General features: G+C 67.3%; 24 protein-coding genes. 8 read left to right on the top strand and 16 right to left on the bottom strand.

The features are described from left to right. From DMB37_RS40860 to uraD, 13 genes are all read right to left on the bottom strand, one after another. A complete protein-coding gene (locus DMB37_RS40860; RefSeq protein WP_167769062.1) occupies positions 1-147 on the bottom strand; it encodes a hypothetical protein in 147 nt (48 codons plus the stop codon). After that, a complete protein-coding gene (locus DMB37_RS37530) occupies positions 144-1019 on the bottom strand; it encodes an NAD(P)-dependent oxidoreductase (RefSeq protein WP_135236765.1) in 876 nt (291 codons plus the stop codon). The genes DMB37_RS40860 and DMB37_RS37530 overlap by 4 nt, the downstream gene beginning before the upstream one ends. Next, positions 1016-1819 carry a hydroxypyruvate isomerase family protein gene (locus DMB37_RS37525; RefSeq protein ID WP_135236764.1) on the bottom strand — a complete coding sequence of 268 codons (804 nt, stop codon included), beginning with the start codon at positions 1817-1819 and terminating at the stop codon, positions 1016-1018. The genes DMB37_RS37530 and DMB37_RS37525 overlap by 4 nt, the downstream gene beginning before the upstream one ends. After that, on the bottom strand, positions 1816-2196 hold the full coding sequence (locus tag DMB37_RS37520) for a gamma-glutamylcyclotransferase (RefSeq protein ID WP_107656072.1): 381 nt from the start codon (positions 2194-2196) through the stop codon (positions 1816-1818). The genes DMB37_RS37525 and DMB37_RS37520 overlap by 4 nt, the downstream gene beginning before the upstream one ends. A gap of 129 nt (positions 2197-2325) precedes the next feature. After that, positions 2326-3393, bottom strand: coding sequence for an XdhC family protein (locus DMB37_RS37515; RefSeq protein ID WP_135236763.1), 1068 nt, complete (start codon positions 3391-3393; stop codon positions 2326-2328). Between the two features lie 13 nt (positions 3394-3406). After that, positions 3407-4849, bottom strand: coding sequence for an NCS2 family permease (locus DMB37_RS37510; RefSeq protein WP_135236762.1), 1443 nt, complete (start codon positions 4847-4849; stop codon positions 3407-3409). A 156-nt stretch (positions 4850-5005) separates the two neighbouring features. After that, positions 5006-7339, bottom strand: a complete 2334-nt coding sequence (locus DMB37_RS37505; protein ID WP_240771953.1) for a molybdopterin cofactor-binding domain-containing protein — start codon at positions 7337-7339, stop codon at positions 5006-5008. Then, positions 7336-8685 (bottom strand): 8-oxoguanine deaminase, encoded by a 1350-nt coding sequence (locus tag DMB37_RS37500; protein ID WP_135236761.1) that lies wholly within the window; start codon positions 8683-8685, stop codon positions 7336-7338. Before DMB37_RS37500 ends, DMB37_RS37505 begins: the two co-directional genes overlap by 4 nt. Next, positions 8682-9155, bottom strand: a complete 474-nt coding sequence (locus DMB37_RS37495; protein WP_135236760.1) for a (2Fe-2S)-binding protein — start codon at positions 9153-9155, stop codon at positions 8682-8684. The genes DMB37_RS37500 and DMB37_RS37495 overlap by 4 nt, the downstream gene beginning before the upstream one ends. Continuing rightward, positions 9155-10024, bottom strand: coding sequence for a xanthine dehydrogenase family protein subunit M (locus tag DMB37_RS37490; protein WP_135236759.1), 870 nt, complete (start codon positions 10022-10024; stop codon positions 9155-9157). The genes DMB37_RS37495 and DMB37_RS37490 overlap by 1 nt, the downstream gene beginning before the upstream one ends. Before the next feature lie 2 nt (positions 10025-10026). After that, complete coding sequence (gene pucL, locus DMB37_RS37485; RefSeq protein WP_135236758.1) at positions 10027-10902, bottom strand: factor-independent urate hydroxylase; 876 nt, start codon at positions 10900-10902, stop codon at positions 10027-10029. Positions 10903-10905: 3 nt separating this feature from the next. Next, entirely contained in the window at positions 10906-11205 is a 300-nt protein-coding gene (gene uraH, locus DMB37_RS37480; RefSeq protein WP_135236757.1) for a hydroxyisourate hydrolase, read from the bottom strand. Continuing rightward, entirely contained in the window at positions 11202-11714 is a 513-nt protein-coding gene (gene uraD / locus DMB37_RS37475; protein ID WP_135236756.1) for a 2-oxo-4-hydroxy-4-carboxy-5-ureidoimidazoline decarboxylase, read from the bottom strand. The genes uraH and uraD overlap by 4 nt, the downstream gene beginning before the upstream one ends. 162 nt (positions 11715-11876) lie before the next feature. On the opposite strand from uraD, the gene DMB37_RS37470 reads away from it, so the two are divergent. Next, a complete protein-coding gene (locus tag DMB37_RS37470; protein ID WP_135236755.1) occupies positions 11877-13382 on the top strand; it encodes a PucR family transcriptional regulator in 1506 nt (501 codons plus the stop codon). Positions 13383-13487: 105 nt separating this feature from the next. Here DMB37_RS37470 and DMB37_RS37465 read toward each other — a convergent pair whose 3' ends face one another. After that, a complete protein-coding gene (locus tag DMB37_RS37465; protein WP_135236754.1) occupies positions 13488-14027 on the bottom strand; it encodes a MarR family winged helix-turn-helix transcriptional regulator in 540 nt (179 codons plus the stop codon). Positions 14028-14101: 74 nt separating this feature from the next. Between DMB37_RS37465 and DMB37_RS37460 the strand changes: the two genes are divergently transcribed. The 3 genes from DMB37_RS37460 to DMB37_RS37450 all read left to right on the top strand — a co-directional run bounded on the left by DMB37_RS37460 (position 14102) and on the right by DMB37_RS37450 (position 17975). Then, positions 14102-14821, top strand: coding sequence for an SDR family NAD(P)-dependent oxidoreductase (locus DMB37_RS37460; protein WP_135236753.1), 720 nt, complete (start codon positions 14102-14104; stop codon positions 14819-14821). A gap of 123 nt (positions 14822-14944) precedes the next feature. Further along, a complete protein-coding gene (locus tag DMB37_RS37455) occupies positions 14945-15877 on the top strand; it encodes a family 2A encapsulin nanocompartment shell protein (RefSeq protein WP_107656060.1) in 933 nt (310 codons plus the stop codon). Between the two features lie 37 nt (positions 15878-15914). Continuing rightward, a complete protein-coding gene (locus tag DMB37_RS37450; protein WP_167769198.1) occupies positions 15915-17975 on the top strand; it encodes a family 2A encapsulin nanocompartment cargo protein cysteine desulfurase in 2061 nt (686 codons plus the stop codon). 79 nt (positions 17976-18054) lie between these two features. Here DMB37_RS37450 and DMB37_RS37445 read toward each other — a convergent pair whose 3' ends face one another. Then, complete coding sequence (locus DMB37_RS37445) at positions 18055-19062, bottom strand: polysaccharide deacetylase family protein (RefSeq protein ID WP_240771937.1); 1008 nt, start codon at positions 19060-19062, stop codon at positions 18055-18057. A 203-nt stretch (positions 19063-19265) separates the two neighbouring features. On the opposite strand from DMB37_RS37445, the gene DMB37_RS37440 reads away from it, so the two are divergent. Together DMB37_RS37440 and DMB37_RS37435 are read left to right on the top strand one after the other, a co-directional pair. Then, on the top strand, positions 19266-20774 hold the full coding sequence (locus DMB37_RS37440; RefSeq protein ID WP_135236752.1) for a putative glycoside hydrolase: 1509 nt from the start codon (positions 19266-19268) through the stop codon (positions 20772-20774). 141 nt (positions 20775-20915) lie between these two features. Next, complete coding sequence (locus DMB37_RS37435; RefSeq protein WP_167769061.1) at positions 20916-21398, top strand: cation:proton antiporter regulatory subunit; 483 nt, start codon at positions 20916-20918, stop codon at positions 21396-21398. 9 nt (positions 21399-21407) lie between these two features. Here DMB37_RS37435 and DMB37_RS37430 read toward each other — a convergent pair whose 3' ends face one another. Next, complete coding sequence (locus DMB37_RS37430; protein WP_135236751.1) at positions 21408-22124, bottom strand: SDR family NAD(P)-dependent oxidoreductase; 717 nt, start codon at positions 22122-22124, stop codon at positions 21408-21410. Positions 22125-22214: 90 nt separating this feature from the next. Here DMB37_RS37430 and DMB37_RS37425 point away from each other — a divergent pair, with 90 nt between their 5' ends. Together DMB37_RS37425 and DMB37_RS37420 are read left to right on the top strand one after the other, a co-directional pair. After that, positions 22215-22781 carry a TetR/AcrR family transcriptional regulator gene (locus tag DMB37_RS37425; protein WP_135236750.1) on the top strand — a complete coding sequence of 189 codons (567 nt, stop codon included), beginning with the start codon at positions 22215-22217 and terminating at the stop codon, positions 22779-22781. A gap of 10 nt (positions 22782-22791) precedes the next feature. Continuing rightward, complete coding sequence (locus DMB37_RS37420) at positions 22792-23577, top strand: alpha/beta fold hydrolase (RefSeq protein ID WP_135236749.1); 786 nt, start codon at positions 22792-22794, stop codon at positions 23575-23577. Positions 23578-23615 lie beyond the last annotated feature (38 nt).

Raw genomic sequence — 23615 nt, 5'->3', positions numbered from 1 at the left:
TCAACCCTCCTTGTTCTGGCTGATGTTGCGTGTTTGCATCGCGTGCGGCATCGCACGGTCGGCAGGTTTCTCGCTGCGCACCCAGCCGTCGGGCAGCCGGATGCCGCATGCTTCGTGCCGTGCGAGCGACGGCGCGGGCATTCTCATGCCTCGCCTCGACCCGACAGCGCCTCGGCGACCAGCAGCAGACCGGAGTGGTCCAGCGAGCCGTACCCCATGGCGCGGCCCGCCGCGATCAGCTGCGCGGTGAGCGCGCCCATCGGGATCGACACCTCGGCCTCGCGGGCGGCTTGCAGGATGATGCCCATGTCCTTGTGGTGCAGGTCGATCCGGAAGCCGGGCACGAAGTTGCGGGCCAGCATGGTTTCGCGCTTGAGCTCGAGGATCTTGCTGCCCGCCAGACCGCCGGCCAGCACGTCGAGCCCCTTGGCCGCGTCCGCCCCCAAGTTCTCCATCAGCAGGATCGCCTCGGCAACCAGGGCGTACGTGCCGCCGACGACGAGCTGGTTGGCCGCCTTGACGCATTGGCCCGCACCGCTGCCGCCGACCAACGCGAAGGTCTTGCCGACCGCCTCGAAAATCGGGGTGGCGGCGGCGAAGTCGGCCTCGGAGCCGCCGACCATGATCGACAGGGCCGCGTTGATCGCCCCGTTCTCCCCGCCGCTGACCGGTGCGTCCAGCACCCGCAGACCGTTCTTCTTGCCCTGCTCGGCCGTCCATTTGGCGGTCTTCGGGGTGATGGTGGAGAAGTCGATGTAGAGCGAGCCGGGGACGGAGTGCTCGACGATCTCGGGAAAGACCTGCTCGATGTGCTCGTCCTGCGGCAGCATCGTGATGATGATGTTCTTGTCGCGGACGGCCTCGGCGACACTGGCCGCGGCGGAACCGCCCGCCTCCTTCAGCTTTTCGAGACCCTTCGGGCCGATGTCGTAGCCGGTCACGTCGTGCCCGGCCTTGACGAGGTGGCCAGCCATCGGGCTGCCCATGATCCCGAGGCCGATAAAACCGATAGTGCTCATGCGCGCATCCACTTCCAATCAAGCTCGGGGTCTTTGTATTCGAGGCCGATCCAGCCGTCATAGCCTGCGGCGGCGAGGGTTTGGAACAGCGCTTCGAAGTCGAGTTCACCGGTCCCCGGCCGGCCGCGACCCGGGTCGTCGGCGATCTGCACGTGGCCGATGTGCTGGGCGTAGGTCTTGATGACCTGAATCAGGTTTTCGTCCATTCGCGCCAGGTGGTACAGGTCGCAGAGGAAGCGCACGTTCGGCTCGCCGGTCTGCTCGATCACGCGCACGGCATGCTCGGCGCTGACGATCGGATAGTGCGGCGACTCATGCGCATTCAACGCCTCGACCAATACGGCGGCACCGATCCGGGCGGCGGCGCGAGCGGCCAGCCGTAGGTTCTCCAGGGCCAGTTCGTCCTGCTTCGCCGGGTCCTCCCCCGCGATGCGGTTGCCGTAGAGGGCGTTCAGCGCCCGGCAGCCGGTGCGTTCGGCGATCCCGACGGCTACCTCGATGTTGTCGCGGAACCGGGAGGTCTCACTGGGCACGGAGACCAGACCACGGCCCACCGGAATAAGGTCGATGAAATTCAACCCGACCAGCTGCACACCGGCGTCATCGATCGCACGCACGAATGCGTCGATCTCTTTGTCCCCCGGCGTGGGATCTTCGCCGAAGGGCCACCAGAATTCGACCGCGTCGAAACCGGCGGCCTTGGCTGCGGCCGGACGCTCCAGCAGCGGTAGATCGGTGAAAAGAATAGAGCAATTGACGTCGAATCTCGGGAGACCGGACTCCCCTGCGTAATGCTTCATTCAGCTCCTTCTCGATATTTCTTCCAGCTGCCGATGCGGGTGATGTCGATCAGCTCCGGGTACGACGTCGGCGGCCTGCGCAACACCATCGACAGCACCGACCTGCCGTCGTCCAGCTCGATCGCGCCGAGCTCCAGCTCCGGCGGTTCCGCAGGTAGCAGGCTTTCGCGCAGCACGTCGAGCGGCACGTCGAACAGCTCGCCGGTGATCGAATAGCCGCCGTCCGGCGACGGGTCGAGGCCGGGAAAACGATCGCCGACCGAGAAGAATCGGTAGCGTGGTGCGGTTTTCGCCTCACCGGCGAACGGCGCACCGTTCAACAGGTGGTTGAGCGGCCCTCCGCGCATGGCGGAACCGTTCAGGAAAATCAACGGCATTATCGGGTCCTTTTGTATCGAATTTCATCAAGTATGCGTGGATTACGCGTGGTTCGGATAGATGACATCAACCCAAAGCTGATCGAGCATTCCGAAGTCGATTTCGTATGATGCTCCAGCCGAATACCGTCACCGGGTCGGCACCAGGTCCCGATGGATGGCTCCGTCGGTGGTGTTGAGTGGCCGGGCCGAGCCGCCGCGCCGGACCGCCACGATTTCCGCGGCGATGGCGACAGCGGTCTCCTCGGCCGTGCGCCCGCCCAGGTCGAGTCCGATCGGCGAATGCAGTACCGCCAGTTCGGCTTCGGAGAGACCAGCGGCGCGCAGACTGGCCATCCGATCCTCATGGGTGCGCCTCGAACCCATGGCACCGACGTAGGCGACCGGCAGCCGTAAGGCCTTCTCCAGCAACGGGATATCGAATTTCGCATCATGGGTCAGCACACACAGCACGGTCCGGGAGTCGACCTCGGTGCGCGCGAGATACCGGTCGGGCCACTCCACGACGACCTCGTGCGCGTCGGGGAATCGCGCCTGCGTGGCGAAGACGGGGCGGGCATCACACACGGTGACGTGGTAGCCGAGAAACCGGCCCATCCGCGTCACCGCAGCCGCGAAATCTATTGCGCCGAAGACGATCATGCGCGGCGGCGGTACATACGATTCCACGAAGACCGTCGCTTCCCGGTCGCCGCAGCCGATGGCGCGCACGCCGGTAGCTCCGATGTCGAGCATCGCCCGCGCTTCGGCAACCACCACCGGCTCGAAATCAGCCCCGAGCGTCCACCACGGCCCCACAGTCATTGCGGCTCCGGTATTCAGGTCACGGACGAGTGCCACCGGCTCGGCGGACCGCAGCAAAGCCGCGATCGTGTCGTGCTCGGCGGGCGTGACGGTCTGGACAAAGACTTCGATCTTGCCCCCGCAGGTCAGTCCGACGGCGAACGCGTCGTCGTCGCTGTACCCGAAGGTTTCGCGCGCCGGCCGCCCGGTGCGCAGTGCCTCGCGGCAGAGCTCGTACACCGCGCCTTCGACGCAGCCACCGGAAATGCTGCCGATGACAACACCTTCGGCGTCCACCGCCAGGGCGGCGCCCGGCGGCCGCGGCGCGCTGCCGCTGACGCCGATCACGGTGGCGACGGCGTAGGTCTTACCCGCCGTATGCCAGGGCAGGAGCTCTGCCGCGAGGTCACGCATTGTTTCCGCCGTTCTATCCGCCGAGCATCAGTTCGATGGCCGCGATGCCGAAGTACCCGGCGAAGACCACCGCGACCACCCAGATCAGCCAGTGGATCTCACTGAACTTGCCGCGCGCCGCCTTGATCACCACATAGGCGATGACGCCCGCGCCGACACCATTGGTGATCGAGTAGGTGAACGGCATCAGCACGATGGTCAGGAAGGCCGGGACGGCGACTTCCAGGTCGGCCCAGTCGATCTTGCGGGCCTGGGTCATCATCAGCGCCCCGACCAGCACCAGCGCCGGTGCGGCGGCCTGGATCGGCACCACGGCCGCGAGCGGGGTGAACAGCACTGCGAGACAGAACAATCCACCGGTCATCACACTGGCCAGCCCGGTACGTGCGCCCTCACCGACACCCGTCGCGGACTCGACATACACGGTGTTCCCCGCGCCGCCGCTCACGCCCCCGATGACCTGCCCGATACCGTCGACGGTCAGCACCTTGCCGAGGCCGGGCATGGTGCCCCGCTCGTCGAGCAGGCCCGCCTCGTCACAGACCCCGAACACGGTGCCCATGGCGTCGAAGAACCCGGTGAGCACCAGCGTGAACAACACAACGCCCGCGACCAGCCCGCCTGCCCTGGCGAATCCGCCGAGCAGATCGATATCGAGCACCAACCCGAAGTCCGGCGCGGCGAAGAACCCCTTCGGCGTCTCCGGCACCACCGGACCCCACGTTTTCGGATCGACCTTCGCCAGCGAGTTGACCACGATGGCGAGCACCGTGGCGACGGCGATGCTGATCAGGATGGCGCCGGGCACCTTGCGGATGAACAGTGCCAGCATGAGCAGCAATCCGACGGCGAAAATCACTACCGGCCACCCGGAAAGGTGCCCACCGGCACCGAGCGTGACCGGCGGCCCGGTCTGCGCACCGTGACCGACCACACCCGCCGACACCAGGCCGATCATCGCGATGAACATGCCGATGCCGACACCGATCGCGTTCTTCAGCGACAGCGGAATGGCATTGATGATCATCGTGCGCAGGCCGGTCGCGGCCAGGATCACGATGACCACGCCCATCAGCACCACCAGGCCCATGGTCTGCGGCCACGTCATGTGCGGGGCCGCCTGGAAGGCGACCACCGGGACGACGCCGAGGCCGGCCGCCAGGGCGAGTGGTACGTTGCCGACCAGGCCCATCAGAATGGTGCTGAGCCCGGCCGAGAACGCGGTGGCGGTGGTGAGTTGAGCGATGCTCAGCGTGTTGCCGTCGATGTCCTTGACCCCGCCGATGATCAGCGGGACGAGCAGGATGACATAGGCCATCGCCACGAAAGTGGTGATACCGCCGCGAATTTCGCGGGAGACGGTGGTCTTGCGTTCGCTCAGCCGAAAGAATCGGTCGAGCGGGGATCTTCCGGTGACCGGCTCCGGGACGGAGGAGTGGGTCTGGACTTGGGTCATTGGCGTGCCCTCCTCGGGGCATAGCCGACCTACGAACCGGCCGTCATGGCCGGATCGCGTGGTTCGGTTCTGCTGTTGTGGGGTCTGTGTTGCGTTGTCACGCAGGCGATGTCGTTCTAGACACGGCGCCCGCGTGACGGACACAACCCCTGTTGATCAACTGCTCCGGATGATGTCTTCCGGACGCACCGGCACTCGGTTGATGTGCACGGTTCCTCCCGCGGAACGGCATGCGTCCCGAATGGCCGCGACGACCGCGGGAGTCGAGGAGAGCGTGGGTGGCTCTCCGGCGCCGCGCAGCCCGTATGGGGCGTGCGGGTCGGCGTTTTCGAGAATCTCCAGCCGCTGTGGCGGCATATCGAGAATCGTGGGGATCAGGTAGTCGGTGAAGGACGGGTTGAGCACCTTTCCGTCGCGGACCTGAATTTCCTCCATGACCGCGAGGCCGAGGCCCTGGGCGGAGCCACCGTGGATCTGGCCCTCGAGCGACAAGCGGTTCATGATCTTTCCGACATCTTGGACGGCGTCCAGCGCAACGACTTTGACCAGCCCCAGTTCGGTGTCGACATCCACCACGGCCCGGTGCACGCACAGGGCGAGCTGGGTGTGGCTGTCGCCCTGGCCCGTCACGGGATCCATGCCGGTGGTCGGCCTGTGATGGAACTCCCTTGTCTCTTCGATGATTTCGTCGCCGAGCAGCTCCACGAGCGCGGCATACACCTCACCGGTGTGCGAGACCACCTTGCCGCCGACCAGCCGGAGTCCGCGGGCCGCGCCGAAACGACCTTGGGCCAAGGCGAGTACGCGCATCCGCACCGCCTCGCACGCGGCTTTCACCGCACCGCCGGTCATATACGTCTGCCGGGAGGCCGACGAGGAGCCGGAGCTGCCGACCTGGTTGTCGGCCGGATGGATGGTGACCTTCTCGACACCGAGCTCGGTGCGCGCGATCTGCGCTTCGACGGTGACCAGCCCTTGGCCGACCTCGGCCGCGGCGGTGTGCACCAGTGCGACCGGTTCACCGCCGATGACTTCCAGCCGGACCCGCGCGGTGGAGTAGTCGTCGAAACCCTCGGAGAAACAGATGTTCTTGATGCCGACGCCATAGCCGACGCCGCGCACGACGCCCTCGCCATGCGTGGTCTGCGAGGCACCACCGGGCAGGTTCCGGATATCGGCGACATCCAGGGGCGCGGGCAGCGGCATGTCGCGTGCCTGCCCGAGCATCTCGGCCATCGGCATCGGCGCGTGCACCACTTGCCCGGTCGCGATCTTGGAACCCTGACTCACGGCGTTGATCTGCCGCACGTGCACCGGGTCGAGCCCGACCGCCTCGGCGATCTTGTCCATCATCGACTCGTGCGCGAAACACGCCTGCACCGCACCGAATCCGCGCATCGCGCCGCACGGCGGGTTGTTCGTGTAGACGCCGTACGCGTCGATCTCGAGGTTCGGGATCTCGTAGGGGCCCACCGCGAGCGAGGCCGCGTTGCCGGTGACGTTGAGCGTGGCGGAGGTGTAGGCCCCGCCGTCCAGCACGATCCGGACCTTGGCGAACACGATCTTCCCGGCCCGGGTGACGCCGTACTCGTAGCGCATCTGCGCCGGATGCCGGTGCACGTGCCCGAAGAAGGACTCCTCGCGGTTGTACATCATCTTGACCGGCTTGCCGGTGTAGAGCGCCAGCATGCCCGCGTGGATCTGCATGGACAGGTCCTCGCGGCCGCCGAACGCGCCGCCGACGCCGGCCAGCGTCATCCGCATCTTGTCCTCGGGCAGGTCCAGACAGGGGCCGATCTGCGTGAGGTCCCAGTGCATCCACTGGGTGGCGACGTAGAAGTCCAGGCCGCCGTCTTCCGCGGGCACCACCAGGCCGGACTCCGGACCGAGGAACGCCTGGTCCTGGATGCCGACCTCGTAGTCCTCGGCGATCACCACCTCGGCCAGCGCCCGGCCGACCTCCATATCGCCGACGCGCACCGGCTGATACCGGGTGATGCCGCCGCGCTCCTGCACCTTGTGCCGCTCCGGGTCGGCGACCACGGCGAGCGGGTCGGTGATCGGCTCCAGCACCTCCCACTCGATCACGATGGCTTCCATTGCGCGCCGGGCGATCTCGGGATGATCGGCGGCGACCAGCGCGATCGGCTCACCGTGGTGGCGGACCTCTTCGATGGCGAGCACCGGCTGGTCCCAGGTGTGGTCGAGCCCGTACATCTTGCGGCCGGGCACGTCCTCGTGCGTCAGCACCGCGTGCACGCCGGGCAGTTTCAGCGCGGGGCCGATATCGAGGCTCAGGATGCGGGCGCGCGGATGCGGGCTGCGCAGGGTCGCGCCCCAGAGCATGCCGTCGATCCACAGATCCGAGGAGTAGGCGAATTCACCCTTCACCTTGAGGGTGCCGTCGGGCCGCAGCGGGCTCTCGCCGACGCCGCCCTTGCCGGGTGCGGCGACCTCACCGGGGAAACGGGTGGTTCGAGCCGAGGTCATCGAGATTCCTCCTGTAGCAGGCGATTCCGCGCGGCCGCGCCGGCCCGACCGACCGCGTCGTGCGAGACGGTGCGCAGCTCGTCGTTCTCCACGACGGTGCGACCACCGACCAGCAGCCGGGCCAGCGGCGGCGTCGGCCCGAAGACCAAGGTGCACACCGGATCCTGGACCGCTGCTCGGAACCCGTCGACCCGCCAGATGGCGATGTCGGCGAGCTTGCCCGGTTCCAGACTGCCGATCTCCAACTGGCGGCCCAGGTTCCGGGCGCCGCCCAGGGTGCCGACCTCGAGCGCCTGGCGCGCGGTCAGCGCGGTCGGGCCGTGTACCGCGCGCTGGAACAGCATGGTCTGGCGCAGTTCACCGGCCAGCGAGGTCAATTCGCTGGAGGCCGCGCCGTCCACCCCGAGACCGACCGGCGCGCCCGCCGCCAGCAGGTCGGTGATCCGGGCGATGCCCGCGCCGAGCCGGGCGTTGGAGCTCGGGCAATGCGCCATGCCCGTGCCGGTCTCGGCGAAGCGCCGAATGTCGGCGTCGTGCAGATGCACCGCGTGCGCGAACCAGACATCGTCGCCGAGCCAGCCGAGCTTCTCCATGTATTCGACCGGCGTGCAGCCCATCTGCTCGCGGCAGTGCTCTTCCTCGTCGAGCGTCTCGGCGAGATGGGTGTGCAGGCGGACACCTTTGCTGCGCGCCAGCGACGCGGCATCGGTCATCAGGCCCTCGCTCACCGAGAACGGCGAGCACGGCGCCACCGCGACGCGCAGCATCGAGTCGAACGACGGATCATGATATTTATCAATGATTTCCGCGGTGTTCAGCAGGATCGCGTCGCGATCCTCGACTACCTCGTCCGGCGGCAGCCCGCCGTCGGACTGACCGCGGTCCATCGAGCCGCGGCACGGATGGAACCGGATACCGAGCTCGCGGGCGGCCCGAACCTCGGCGTCGAACAGATCTCCGCGCCCCTGTGGGAAGACGTAGTGGTGATCGCTGCTGGTGGTGCAGCCGGTCAGCGCCATCCAGCCCAAACCGGCCGAGGCCGCGCCGTAGACGACGTCGGCGTCCATCCGCGCCCAGGTCCGGTACAGGCCGGTCAGCCACTCGAACAGCGTCGAGTCCTGGAACATGCCCTGGGTCGCCCACTGGTACAGATGGTGGTGGGTGTTGACCAGGCCGGGGGTGACCAGGCAGCCCGTGCCGTCGATGCGTTGCGCGTCGGGCACGATGGGCGCCGGTCCCGCGCCGAGGGATTCGATCCTGCCATCGGCGATCACCAGGTAGCCGGAGGGGATCTCCGGCCCGACGACCGGTGCGATGTACGCGTTCTCGATAACAGTCTTGCTCATTGCGCCGCCGCCTTTCGCTGTGCCGCGAGCCGCACGGCATCCAGGATTTTCTCGTATCCGGTGCAGCGGCAGAGGTTTCCGGCCAGTGCCTCGCGGATCTCCGCATCCGAAGGATCGGCATTGTGCTCGATGAGGTCGTGCGCCTGCACGATGAGACCCGGTGTGCAGAAACCGCATTGGACCGCTCCCGCCTCGACGAACGCCTGCTGCATCGGGTCGAGCTGCGCGCCCTTGGTCAGGCCCTCCACCGTCCGCACCGAGCAGCCCTCGGCCTGACCGGCCGCCACCAGGCAGGAACACACCGGCGTGCCGTTCAAATACACCGTGCAGGAACCACATTCGCCCTGCTCGCACGCGTTCTTGGAGCCGGGAAGGCCCATCCGCTCGCGCAGCATGTAGAGCAGGCTCTCGCCCTCCCACACGTCGTCGACGGTCTCCGTGGCGCCGTTCACGTCGAAGGTCACGCGCATCAGGCTGCCTTCCTTTCTGTCAGGTAGTCGGTCCATGCCCAGCCCAGCGTGCGGCGGGCCAGCACCGACAGGGCGTGCTTGCGGTAGTCCGCGGTGCCGCGGACGTCGTCGATCGGGGCCGCCGCGGCCGACACGAGCGCGCCGAACTCGCGCAGCACACTGTCGGAGAGCGGAGCCGGATCGTGCCAAGGCAGCTGCGCGGCAAGGAATTCCTCAGCCGGCTTCGCGCGCAACGGCGTCGGTCCGGCCGAGCCGATGCCGGTCCGCGCGGTGCCGGTACCCGGGTACAGCGCGACGGCGAACGAGCACACGGCGATCACCATGGCGTTGCGCGTGCCGACCTTCGAAAAGTACTGCGGCCCTTCGGCGGGCGGCAGCCAGATCGCGCGGATCAGCTCGTCGGACTCGAGGGCGTTCTTCTTCACCCAGACGTAGAAGTCGTCGATCGGGATCATCCGGGTGCCGCGGGTGGCCGACTCGACCTCGATCACCGCGTTGCCCGCGAGCAGCGCCGGATGGGTGTCCCCGGCCGGTGACGCGGCGCCGAGATTGCCGCCGACGGTGCCGCGGTTGCGGATCTGCGGCGAGCCGACGGTGCGCGAGGCCTGGGCCAGGCCCGGCAACTGATTGCCGAGCCGGTTGATGATCCGGACGTACGGCACACCCGCGCCGATACGCAGCTTGCCGTCGATCTCGCTGTACTCGAACAACTCTCGGCACGGATTGAGGTCGAGCAGGGCGCTCGGGCGGCCCTTGTCGAAGTTGAGCTCGACCATCATGTCGGTGCCGCCCTGGATGGGGGTGGCGTCCGGGCGGTTCGACTTGATGTCGAGGGCGTCCGCCCAGCTGGTGGGTCGCAAGAAGTCCATCGTCACTCCCACGCAGGTCCGGCGGCGGGCGCGTCCTCGCGCAACACGGTGCCTTCGATCAGGCCGTAGGGGCGGTCGGCCGCGTAGAACACCTCGTTGTCGTTGGTCAGCCCGAAGGCGGACAGGTCGACCACGAAGTGGTGCTTGTTGGGCAGCGACAGCCGGACCTCACCGATCTCCGCGCAGGCGGCGAGTACCCGCTCGCCCATTGCATACAGGGTCTGTTGCAGTGAGTAGCTATAGGTTTCGGCGAACGCCTCCAGCATGGCGCGCCTGGCCTCGCGGTAGGTCTTGTCCCAGTCACCGGGCTCGCCGATGTAACGCCACTCCGCATTGACCTCGGTGGCCAGGACCCGGTCGTAGGCCTCTTGCAGCGTCGTGTACTTGTCCTTCAGGTACCCGTGGAACTCCGAACCGGTGGAGTTGAGCACCACCAGACCCTGCAAACCCGCGACGACCCAGGACTTTTCGCCGTCGTAGTGCACCCGCGCGGTCCGCACCTCCTGACCCGAGCGAACGAACGAATGCTGCTCGTTGCTCGCGCCGAGCACGATGCGCTCCCAGGCGTACTCCTCGACGCTGACCCGCGCGTGGTGAATCGTCGGCTGCGAATCGACGAAATGCCGGGCCAGCAGCTCACCGAACGCCTCGGGCGAGCGGATGCCGTGCTCCTTGGCGAAGGCGAAGACGGTGTTCTTCTGCGTGTCCGTCGGCAGCACCGCGCTGTTGTCGCCGGTGAGATGCACCTCGTCCATGTCGCCGGACAGTGCGACGCCGACATTGAGATCCCGGATCTCGTGCACGCCACCGTTTTTCGTCACGCCGACGACATGGGTCTCCGCTTTGCCATATCGGTTCGGACCGAGCTTGATCGACATTGTTCAGCTACCTCGATAGGTGGAGTAGGAATACGGACTGAGCAGCAGCGGCACGTGGTAGTGCGCCGCCGGGTCGGCGACGGTGAAGTCGATGGCGACCGAGGGGTAGAAGGGGCTGAGCTCGGCGGTGTCGAAAGTCAGCCGGTGCGTACCGGTTTCGGGAGCGGGGAAGTCTTTGATGCGGCCGTCGTCGTCGGTGTGCCGTTCGGCGAGCACGGTTCCGTCGGCGCGCGACAGCTGGACCCTGACTCCGGCCGCCGGCCGCCCGGTCACCGCGTTCAGCACGTGGGTGGACAAACTCACCTCTCCCCCAGCAGCTTTCGCACACGCAGCCGGGTGATGTCGGCGAGCTCGCTCTGCACCTTGATGCGCTCGTCGAGCAGCGAGTTGGCCAGGCGCCTGCGCAGCTCGGTGAGCATCTCCTCGGCGCTGCGGCCGGTGGCGCGGATCAGGAAGACGTGGCCGAACCGGTCCTCGTAGGCCCGGTTGCCCGCGGCGAGCTCGGCCCGCACGGCGGCGTCGGCGGTCGCGGCGCCGGACTGTTCGCCGCGCGACCACGCGGCCTCCCGCTCGGACAACTCGGCCTTGGCCCGATCGCCGATGCGCGGATGCGCCGACAGCGCCTCCTCGACATCCGGCCAACTCAGCTCGCACACCGCGGCGACGGCCGCGGCGGTGGCGCTCGCGGCGTCGGGATAGGGCCGCGAGGCCGCCACCTTCTGCGCCCACTGCCGGGACGCGCAGCAGGTCAGCAGTTCCTGCACGGCGCAGTCCGGCGGCAACGAGTTGAGCCATCCGATGTCGCCTGCCATCTGACCTCCTGTCGGGGTTCGCCAATCTGTTCCGCAAGTACACCCGCCGGGGAACACCGCAGCTAGAAACGAGAAATCTGAACTGTGCGCCAGTTCACAACCAACTCTTTGTGCGAATGTCCAAGGGCGTTCACCAGGGGTGCGACTGTTAGCCTTCGCACCGTGCGCCTTCGATCACTGCTGACCATGGCGGACCTGGGACTAGAGCTCGTCACCGGCGAGGAAGAGCTGGACCGGTTCGTGCGCTGGGTGGTGACCACCGACATGCTCGACCCCGGTCGCTACCTCTCCGGCGGGGAGCTCGTGCTCACCGGCATGCAGTGGCGCCACGATCCCGCCGACAGCGAGGTCTTCGTCCGCGCGCTGGCCCAGGCCGGCGTGGCGGGCATGGCCGCGGGTGACGCCAGGTACGGCGGTGCACCGCCGGACGTGGTCGAGGCCTGTCGCAAGCACCGGATTCCGCTGTTCCGGGTGCCGGAGACGGTCGCGTTCGCCGCGGTCACCGAACAGATCACCCGCAACCTGTCGACCGGACGGGCCGCGGATCTCACCGCGATCCTGGACCGGCACCGCCAGCTCGTCTCGGGCGCCGGTCTCGGCTCGGTGCTGGAGCTCATCGAACGCGATCTCGGCATGCGCTGCTGGGTGGTGTCGTCCACCGGGCGGGCGGTCGCCGGGCCCGCCACCGCGCCACCGGTCGAGGTGACCACCGCGTTTCTCAGTGCCCGCCGCCTGCCGTGCGCGTTGCTGCACGAAGGCAGCCGATTCTCCCTGTTCGCGGTCGACGAGCACCGCACCTCGCGGGCCGCGGACTGGTTCCTGGTGTTCGAGGGCGATTACACCGAGTGGCCCGAGGAGCGGCGCGCACTGGCCGGTGAGCTCGCCGCCGTGGTGTCGCTGGAACGCGCCCGCCAGGACGACCGGCAGAGCGCCGAGGGGCGGCTCGCGCAGGAACTCATCGAACTCATCGTCTCGGATGCCAAACCGACCGAGATCATTTCGCGGTTGGAACTCACCGGATTGGGGCCCGCCGAGACCTATATCGCGGTCGCGGCCGCCGGTGACGATACGTTGCGGCCCGGCGAGTTACGCGTGCTGCTGCGCGAAATCCTTTACGGCAGAAGGCCTGCCGCGGGCGTGGTGGACGGCGAGGCGATCGCGCTGATCCCCGCCGGACCGGAAACCCCCGTCATCGACGAAATCAACCGTGCGGTCCCCGCTTTGGAGCCCGGACTGCGCGGCAGCCGACTATCCGTGGGCGTCAGCGGCGTGGTCGACGGCGAAGGCCTGCGCGGCGCCGTAGAAGAAGCCCGCTACGCCCGCCGCATGGCCGCAGGCCGCCTCCAACCCGCCAGCGTCGTCGGCCACGACGAACTCGCCACCCACATGCTCCTGCTCGCCTCGGTCCCCGACGAGGTCCGCCGCATGTTCCGCCTGCGCCTCCTCGACCCCCTCACCACTTACGACCAAGACAACCGCGCCGACCTAGTCCACACCCTGGAAACTTTCCTCGAGGTCTCCGGCTCGTGGACCAAATGCGCCGACCTCCTGCACGTCCACGTCAACACCCTGCGCTACCGCATCCAGCGCATCGAAGAACTGACCGCCCGCGACCTCTCGCGCCTCGAAGACCGCGTCGACTTCTTCCTCGCTCTTGCCTTGCGCTGACCAGAGTTCCGGCTCCGCCGGGCACTCGCCTCGAACAATCGACACCACCGCTTCGGCGCTCCGCACTGCGCCGATCTAACTGCTGCACAACAGATTCAACGACATCTACGCATCTGCTGAACCGACCTGGGTGATCTTGCGGTTGCCCAGGCGGGACATCAGGTCCTGGTGCAGGATGCGCAGTAGGTCGGTCAGGTCGGCCTGCTGTTCGGGAGTCAGGCCGGAGAGCAGGTCTGCTTCGCGGCCCAGGACCTGGTCGACCAGTCGCTCGACGAGGTCGTGGCCGGCCGGGGTGAGGGCGACGACGACGGCGCGTGAGCCGTCGTTCAGCGGCGAGCGGGCGACCAGGCCTTCGGCTTCGGCGCGGGCGACCCGCTGGGAGATCGCGCCTGCGGTGAGCATGGTGTGGTCTTGGAGCTGGCGGGTGGTCAGGCGGTATGGCGGGCCGCTGCGGCGGAGCACGCTGAGCAGGTCCAGGGTGGCTGTGTCGGCGTGCTCGGCGGCGAGCACTCGGCGACGGTCGTCACCGAATACCTTGGCCAGGTGCCAGATTCGGGTTACCACGCCGATGCCGTCGACCGGCGTGCCCGGGCGCTCGCGCCGCCAGGCCAGTGCGATCGCGTCGACGGGATCGTTGTCGTCCATGCCACTCCTCGGTTGCGTTCAGACCTAAACGACGGCTACGTTTAGATCTAAACATACTAGATGGAGGAGATCACATGGCACGGAACATCGTGGTAACCGGCGGAGCCACCGGCATCGGCCGGGCCATCGCGCGCACCTTCGCAGCCGAGGGCGACACGGTGGTGATCACCGGACGCCGGGCCGAGCCGCTGCACGCTACAGCCGCGGAACTCGGCGCGACGGGCTATGTCTGCGACGCGACCGATCCGGCGCAGATCGAGACGCTGGTCGATCACCTCCCCCGCGAAATCCACGTGCTGGTCAACAACGCGGGCGGCAATACCGACTTCGACCTGGACGCGCCGGCCGATCTGCGGAGTCTGGCCGCCGCCTGGCGAGCCAACCTCGACGCCAACTTGATCAGCGCCGTCCTGATGACCACGGCGCTGCGCGACCGGCTGACGAACCCAGGGGCCGTGGTGAACATCGGCTCGATCGCCGCCGACAAAGGCGCGGGCGCTTACGGCGCGGCCAAGGCCGGTCTCGCCTCGTGGAATACGCAACTGTCCGCCGAGTTGGGCCCGCTCGGCATCACCGCGAATGTCGTTTCCCCCGGCTACATCGCCGACACGGAGTTCTTCCGCGACAAATTGACCGACGAGCGGCGCGCATCCCTGATCGCCGCCACCCATACTCGCCGCCCCGGCGTTCCGGACGATATTGCCGCCGCGGTGCACTATCTCGCCTCACCCGCCGCCCGGCAGGTTACCGGCCAGGTGCTCGCGGTCAATGGCGGCGAACGCACCACACGATAAGCCCGCCGATACCCACGGCGCGCGGAGAAAGGCGGGCAATGGGGTCGATACAGGCATTACGGAAAGCGGGGATTAGCATGATCGAGCTGGTAACGGTGGATTTGCCGATCCCGAGGTGGTTCGATGACGAAAGCTGTTCCACGGCCTGTTGCGCTGGGCGATGATGCTGCCCGGACACTGGCTAATGCCACGAAGACCGTTCCGCAGATGGAGTCGATCACCCCACGGTGGTTGGTTCATCTGCTGAACTGGGTTCCTGTCGAGGCCGGTATCTACCGGCGCAACCGGGTTACCCACGAACAAACCGTCGATATTCAGTGCGACAACTTCGACGAGTCTCCGCTTCCGGAGACATTCATCGACTACGAACGCGACCCGCGAGAGTACCGACTCAAAGCGGTGCACACGATTCTCGACGTGCACACGCGCGTTTCAGATCTGTATTCGAGCCCGCACGATCAGATTGCTCAGCAGTTGCGGCTCACCATCGAAGCGATCAAAGAGCACCAAGAGGGCGAACTGATCAACAGCCCTGACTATGGGCTGATCGCCAATGCCGCGAAAAAGCAGCGGCTTGCGACGATCGCCGGGCCGCCGACGCCCGACGATCTCGACAATATGATCACGAAGGTATGGAAAGAACCCGGGTTCTTCCTTACTCATCCGCAGGGCATCGCGGCCTTCGGCAGGGAATGCACCCGGCGCGGTGTGCCGCCGCCGACGGTGAGCATGTTCGGGTCACAGTTCCTGACCTGGCGTGGCATTCCGATCATTCCGTCGGACAAGGTTCCGGTGGATCGCGGCAAGACCAAGTTCCTGCTGATTCGCACCGGCGAAGCCAGGCAGGGCGTGGTCGGTCTGTATCAGCCGGGTCTGGCCGGCGAACAGGGGCCGGGTCTCTCGGTGAAGTTCATGGGTATTGATCGCAGCGCGATCGCGTCGTATCTGGTGTCGCTGTACTGCTCGCTGGCGATTCTGACCGACGATGCGGTGGCAGTGCTCGACGGAGCCGAGGTGGGCAAGTTCCATGACTACGCACCGACCTACCGGAGCTGACATCTCGCGCCCATCCGACGATGGCGGCGCCGAGTGGATGCTGCCGGACGAGGCGACGCTGAATCGCCTTGCCGGAGCCTTCTTCTCGGCGCTGCCGTCGGCGTCGGCGGGTCTCCCCGCCGCACCGATGGGCCCGAGTGTGCTGCAACCGGATATGCCGACCTCGCCGCCGAACGTGCCGGTACCGTCTCCGGTGCCGACGGCGACGGCGGTTGGCGCGCCCGGGTTTTCGGGCGCGCCGCACCCAGGTGGACACCCGCCGGTGACGGCATCGTCAGGCGCACAGGAGGTTTCGGGCGCTACGTCCGGTGGCCGCACGGCCGCGCCGTACGTCCCTGGGGTCACCGGCGTCACTGCCCCCACAAGCACCCCGTCGGCTGCATCCGGCACTACATCGCCCGGCGGCCGCACCCCCTCAGCCGCGTCCGGCACGACAGAATCCGCGACCCCGCCGTCGGCAGCCTCCGGCACGAGAGCCTCCTCGGGTGCAACGCCGCCTGGCGGCCGCACGCCGGAGCCATCCGTCCCGGGCGTGTATGGCACTACCGTCCCAGGTAGACGTACACCGACAGGCGTACAAGGACTTTCGGGCACCACACCGCCGGGTGGCAGCACACCTGACCCGTCGGTGCCGAGCTGGGGACGCGACGTGCCGATGGCCGACGCGGCGGGACAACCCGCACACCCACCGGTCAGCACCGCGGGCATCCACCACGACCCGTTCCTGACCGCCCTACCGTCGTTGCGCGAAGTGCTTTCACCGCAACGTTTTCCGGAGCCCGCAGCACCGTCGTCCGCGGCACCGAGCTTCTACTTCCTGGACGCGCCGACGTCGACGGGCACCATCGCGCCGGCCCGCCTGCCGGACGCACACCCACCGTTCGACGTATACGCCGTGCGCAACGACTTCCCGATCCTGCGGGAACAGGTGAACGGCCATCCGCTGGTGTGGTTCGACAACGCCGCGACGACGCAGAAGCCGCGGTCGGTGATCGAGCGGATCACCCGCTTCTATGAGCACGAGAACTCCAATATCCACCGGGCCGCACACGAATTGGCGGCACGGTCCACCGACGCCTACGAGCAGGCCCGCGACATCGTGGCCCGGTTCATCGGCGCGTCCTCGGCGGAGGAGATCATCTTCGTCCGCGGCGCCACCGAGGGCATCAACCTGATCGCGCAGACCTGGGGCCGCAAGAACATTCGCGCGGGCGACGAGATCATCATCTCGCACCTGGAACACCACGCCAATATCGTCCCCTGGCAGCTGCTCGCCGCCGAGACCGGCGCGCAGCTGAAGGTCATTCCGGTGGACGACAACGGCGAGCTGCTGCTCGGCGAATACACCAGGTTGCTGTCCGATCGAACGAAACTCGTTTCGGTGACCCATGTCTCGAACGCTCTCGGCACCATCACCCCGGTGCGCGAGATCGTCGCCGAGGCGCAGCGCGCCGGGGCGGTCACCCTCGTCGACGGCGCGCAATCGGTCCCGCACACCAGCATCGACGTGCGCTCGATCGGCGCCGACTTCTTCGTGTTCTCCGGGCACAAACTGTTCGGCCCCACCGGAATCGGCGTGGTCTACGGAAAATCCGAGATACTGCAAGACGTGCCGCCCTGGCAGGGCGGCGGCAACATGATCAGCGACGTCACCCTGGAGCGTTCGCTGTTCCAGCCGCCACCGGGACGATTCGAGGCGGGCACCGGCAATATCGCCGACGCGGTCGGGCTGGGCGCGGCCATCGAGTACGTCGAACGTCTCGGCATGGACGCCATCGCACGCTACGAGCACCACCTGCTCGAGTACGCGACACCCCGGGTCGCCGCGGTCCGCGGGGTCCGGCTGGTGGGCACCGCCGCCGACAAGGCGAGCGTGCTCTCCTTCGTCATGGATGGCTATGAGCCGATCGAGGTCGGCCGGGCGTTGAACGAGCAGGGCATCGCGGTGCGCGCCGGTCATCACTGCGCTCAGCCGATCCTGCGCCGGCTCGGACTGGAGGCGACAGTGCGTCCGTCGTTCGCCTTCTACAACACCTGCGCCGAAATCGACCGGATGGTCGCGGCTCTCGACCAGCTCGCGGCTCGTTCGCCACGGTGAATGCCCCGCTCGTCTGCCTTTACGTCAGCCGCCCACCCTGGGCGGCTGACGTAAAGGACTTGGCACCAACGACAGTCACTCAGTACGGCTTGGCCTGACCCGACCACCGCGAATTCAGTGTCCCGGATAAGCGCGCAGGGAAGGAGATCTGCTGTGGATTACCGTCGGAGGTGTAGCGCTGCTGCGGATCCGCGGCGAGCCGGTCCAGCCAGTAGGTGGAGTCGAAGTCGACCGGCGTTGCACCGGAACGGATTCGGGGCACAGCCGTGGGATCGAGGTCCCCGTAGTGCGACGGTGCCGGATTCGAGCCGACCAGCATCACCGCCTCGAACGCATAGTTCGTGCCGTCCCAACTACCCGCGGTGGCCAGGGACCGGTCGGCCGGGGAGATGCCGAGCGGCAATGCCATTGTCCGCACCCGACCGGGCGCCGCCGACACGATGGCGCGCACATTGCCTGCCAGCTCGCGTTGGACTCCGGTGCTGTCCAGCTGGGCGAGGTTCGCGTGGCTCGCGGTGTGCGCGCCGATCTCGTAACCGCGTGCGGCCAGCCAGGACAGCGCGCGCGGATCATTACCGAACGGCTCATTGTTGACGTAGAACGTTGCGGTGGGCGCGAAGTCGGGATGCTCGGTGCGGAACTGTTCGAGGATGCCGATGGCGGTGTCGGGCGCTACCTGACCGTCCGCGGTGAAGGTGAGTTGGCTGAGGGTGGAGTCGTCGAAGGTGAGCACCACCGGATGGGCGCCCGCCGGGAGGTCGACGGCGCCGGAGATGTACGCGGCGGCGGTCACCGGACGGTAGTTCTCGCGATACAGCCGATCGAGCTCAGCGCGGAATTTCGCTGGCGTCTGGTCGTATTCGCTGTCCGGCGCGGCCGCCAGCTGGTGGTACATCAGGATCGGCACGACGCCGAGCTCGTTGGCGCCCACCGCGGCGGGATCGGGCGGCGGGCTGCTCGTGGGTGCCGGCGTTTCCGCCATCGCACGCCGTGGATCGACTGGTTCGGCGTCCGCCGTGCAGGCCGCGGCCGTGCACATCAGCACCGACAACATAACTCGAACACCGAAGGTCGCGTTCTTCGCCACCGCGCGAACAGTACGCGAGCGCGACCATTTCGTTGCACACGAAACACCGGCAAAGTAGCGACGGCCGCGGGCCGAACCCGCGATAGTTGATCATCTTCGGACGAAAGTTGGTGTGCGCGTTGCTAGAAAGACTAGGCGTTACAGGACACCGGCGGTTGGCGGCGGTCCTGGTTATCTCAGTCTTATCAATTCTTGTCGCTTCTGTGACCCTCAGCTGGGTCCGTACCGAACCCAAGGGATTGAGCCTGGCCGGCCTCCCGAACACGCTGATCGGCGCGACTGCCCTGTCCGCCACGACATTGCGGGTGGACGCGGGTGAACACGACCCCGCCGCTATGCGACTCGAGCTCAACGGTGCGCCGGTCGACGGCACCGTCGAAGGCAACACCGTGGTGTACCGCCCGGGGTCACTGCCCGATGGCGAGCACAAGTTCACCGCCGAGATCCCGCCGAGCGTGCTGGGTTTCCTGCGCACCGGCCCCGGCGTATCCACGACGTTCACGGTGGACAACGAGCCACCGACCCTGGAGCTGACCCAACCCACTGGCGTGACTTCCTACCGCCAGCCGGTTACCTTGCGCGGCAACACAAAAGGCGCCGAACGCGTCTCGGTGGGCACCCAGTCGGTGACCCCCGCCGCCGACGGAACGTTCGAGCTCACCCTGCCCCGGATCCAGACCGGTGCCGACGTCGTCGCCGTGGACGGCGCGGGAAACCGGACCACCGCGGCGATCACGGCGGCGGTGGAGCAGCCACGGATCAAGGCGGTCCACGTGACCGCCTACGGTTGGTCGGACGACGGCCTGCGCGAGGACGTGCTGGCCATGGCCCGCGACGGGCGCATCAACACCGTGCAGCTCGATATCAAGGACGAGGACGGTGTCGTCGGTTACGACTCCCAGGTGCCGCTCGCCCGGGAGTCGGGCGCGGTCACCCCGATCTACGACGCCCCGACGGCGCTGCGGCAACTGCACGACATGGGCATCCGCGTGGTGGGCCGGATCGTCGCGTTCCGGGACAAGACGATGGCCGAATGGGCCTGGCAGACAGGGCGTTCCGACTGGGTCGTGCAAACCCCCTCGGGTCAGCCGTACTCCAGCAAGTACGGCCCGATCGCCTTCACCAACTTCGCGAACCCCGAGATGCGCAAATACAACATCGATCTCGCGGTCGAGGCGGCGAAGCTCGGCTTCGACGGCATCATGTACGACTACATCCGGCGTCCGGACGGCGCGCTGTCGCAGATGCACTTCCCCGGCGCCACGGTGTCGCCGACCGTCTCCATCGCCGAGTTCCTCAGGGAGAGCCGCGATCCGGTGCGCGACGCGGGCGCCGACCAGAGCGCCGCAGTGTTCGGCATCGCCTCCACCCGCCCCGATCAGATCGCCCAGGATATTCCGCTGATGGCCGAGTACGTCGACTACATCGCCCCCATGGTGTACCCCTCCCATTGGAACCCCGGCGAATACGGTGTCGCCAACCCGAACTCCCAGCCCTACGACATCACCTTCCGGTCGTTGCAGGACTTCCGCACCCAGACCCAGGGCACCGGCGCCCAGATCGTCCCGTGGTTGCAGGACTTCAGCCTGGGCGTGAACTACGGGCCCGCCGAGGTGCGTGCCCAGATCGACGCCGCGAACGACGCGGGCGTCAACGGCTTCTTCCTCTGGAGCCCGACGGTGCGCTATCACCTCGCGGGCCCCTCGGACTGATTCGAGCCCGCAGGTGCGAACGGCCCAGGCGCGGCGCAGGCCTGGGCCGGCTACCTGCAAAAATACAACGCGTACGATCGATCGGTTATGATGAATAAGCATGATCACACCTCACCTGACCGGCGCGGTTACGCTGGTGTGGTGAACGTTGAAGTGACGCGCCTACCGGGTATCGGTGTGCGCAAGGACTTTCCGGTCAAGGGCGGTCGCCGCCGGATCGGGGTCATCGATCACAAGGACGGCACGATCTATCTGATCGTCAGCAAAGCCGACAATCCGGAAGCCACGGATCAGATTCCGCTGTCGGCGTCGGAGGCGGCCGCGCTGGCCAACTTATTGGGCGCCCCGCAGCTGATCGCGCAGCTGCGGGACGAGCACCGCGACTTCGACGGCGTGAATACCCGGCAGTTGTTGATTCTCGACGACTCCCCCTATGCCGGCCGCCCACTCGGCGATACCGAGATGCGCAGCCGGACAAGGTGTTCCATCGTGGCGATCATGCGGGGCGGTACGGTCATCCCCTCACCGGGCCCGGACTTCCTCTTCGCCGCAGGCGACCTGCTGGTGGTCGTCGGTACCGCCGAGGGATTGGAAGCCGCCGCCAAAATCCTCACGGACGGCTGAGCGGTACCGTCAGCCGCTGAATACGTCGAACACTTCCTCCGCCCGGCCCCGGCTGCGGTACATATCCCAGGCCGTGTCGGCGAGCTGGTCGGGATCGAGGGTGTGACCCTCGGGCGATCCGTAGCGATCCGGGTCGGCGGTCACCATGCTGTGGATATCCCCGCGTTCGATGAGACCGCCGATGGTGAGGGTGCCCGCATAGACCCCGCGATCGGCCAGAGCAGCATGCAGCGTGACGGCGTAGTTGCGCAGCGCGGCGGAGGGCAGGGCCAGGTGACCGAGCATGGGCATCGGCCGAACGCTGGAGAGCCCGCCCGCGAACAGTAAGGCGCCGGAACCGCGCGCCAGCATGGCCGGGAGCACATCGTGCACCATGTCGACGGCGGGCCAGATCCAGTCGAACGCGGATCGCGCTGTGTCGGCGTCGATTTCGGTAAGCGGAATGGGCTGGTGGGCCGGAGCCGGGCCGTAATAAACGAGTTCGATATCGCCATCGCTCGCTATGTCGGCGAGAACCGACTTCAGCCGGGCCCGGTCGGTGACGTCAGCAGCATGCGCGGTGCCGTCGATACCTTGCGCGGCAAGCTCTTTCAGATAGCCCTCGTGGCGCGCGTCGTTGCGCGACACCAGCGCGACCCGGAATCCCTCGCTGCCGAATCGCCGCGCCATGGACATGCCGAGTCCGGGTCCGACGCCGATGATCACGGCGGTGGATGTGCTGGACATACGATCTCCTGTTCCTAAACTGAGGGGACCCTCGTTTTAAAAACGTACCACGAAATCGAGGAGCCCCTCGACTTTTGTAGGATGGTCACCATGACCAAACCGTTGCGCCGCGACGCCGCCCGCAATCGCGAGAAGCTGTTGCGGGAGGCCGCCGGTGTGTTCACCGAGCAGGGCCTCGACGGTTCACTGGAGGAGATCGCGCGCCGGGCCGGGGTCAGCATCGGCACGCTCTACAACCACTTCCCGCACCGCGACGCGCTCATCGACGCGCTGCTGCCCGCCCGGCTCGCCGCGATGGAGGATTTCGCCGCGCGGGCGGCGGCCGAACCGGATGCGTGGGTGGCGTTCAGCGGATTCATCGAGGAGCTGCTGGATCAGTTCACCGCCGACCGCGGGCTGCTCGAGGCCTTCACCGGCGACCACCCCGCCGCCGCCCAACTCACCGAGGCCTGCCACCGCGGCATGTCGCACCTGTCGACGCTGCTGCACCGAGCCAGGCAGGCGGGTGCGGTGCGCGCCGACGCGACCGATGACGACGTGGTGCATCTGGTGTGGGCGCTGTCGCTGCTCGGTGAGGCGACCGGCTCGCCCGCGTGGCGCCGCTGCCTGCAATTGGTCCTCGCTGGCCTGCGCCCCACCGACCCACCGACGCGATAGGACCGATACCGTGCCATATGCCAAGGCCGCCAACGGAGTTCGCCTCGCGTATCAAACCGCAGGCGCCGGCAGCCCGCTGATCCTGCTCGCCGGACAAGCCAACAACCATCACTGGTGGGACGGCATCCGCGAGGACTTCGAAGCCCGGTATCGCACCGTCACCCTCGACTGGCGCGGCACCGGCGACAGCGACAAACCCGACGAGCCTTACAGCACAGCGGGTTTCGCCGATGACGTGGTCGCCGTGCTGGACGACCTCGGCATCGAACGAGCCGCGGTGTACGGCACGTCGATGGGTGGCCGGGTCGGGCAGTGGCTGGCCGCCCGCTATCCCGGACGAGTGCACGGCCTCATCCTCGGCTGCACCTCCCCCGGCGGTAGACACGGCATCGAACGCGGTCCCGAGATTCGGCAGTCGCTCATTCAACCCGACCAGGCCGCCGCCGATCAGGCCCTACTGGAATTGATGTACACCCCGGAATGGCTCGCACAGACCACCGGCCCGTACAACACCGTCGGCGATCCCACTATGCCCGCCTACGCCAAACGCCGGCACCTGATGGCCAGCAACCGGCACGACGCCTGGGACGCACTGCCGGACATCGCAACCCCCACCCTGATCGTGCACGGAACCGAGGACCGCTTCAATCCGGCGGCGAACGCGCCGCTGCTCGCCGAGCGCATCCCGCACGCCCGCATGCGGTTGATCCCCGGCGCCCGGCATGCCTACTTCGACGAATTCCGAGCCATTGCAAGCCCGCTCGTGCTGGACTTTCTGGACGAGGCCTGGACGTAGCGCAGCCCCGAACCGGACTTCTGCCATTGATTTCGCCG

Source organism: Nocardia sp. CS682 (assembly GCF_004634405.1).
Lineage (GTDB): Bacteria > Actinomycetota > Actinomycetes > Mycobacteriales > Mycobacteriaceae > Nocardia > Nocardia ninae.
This window is presented reverse-complemented; position numbering and strand designations above follow the sequence as displayed.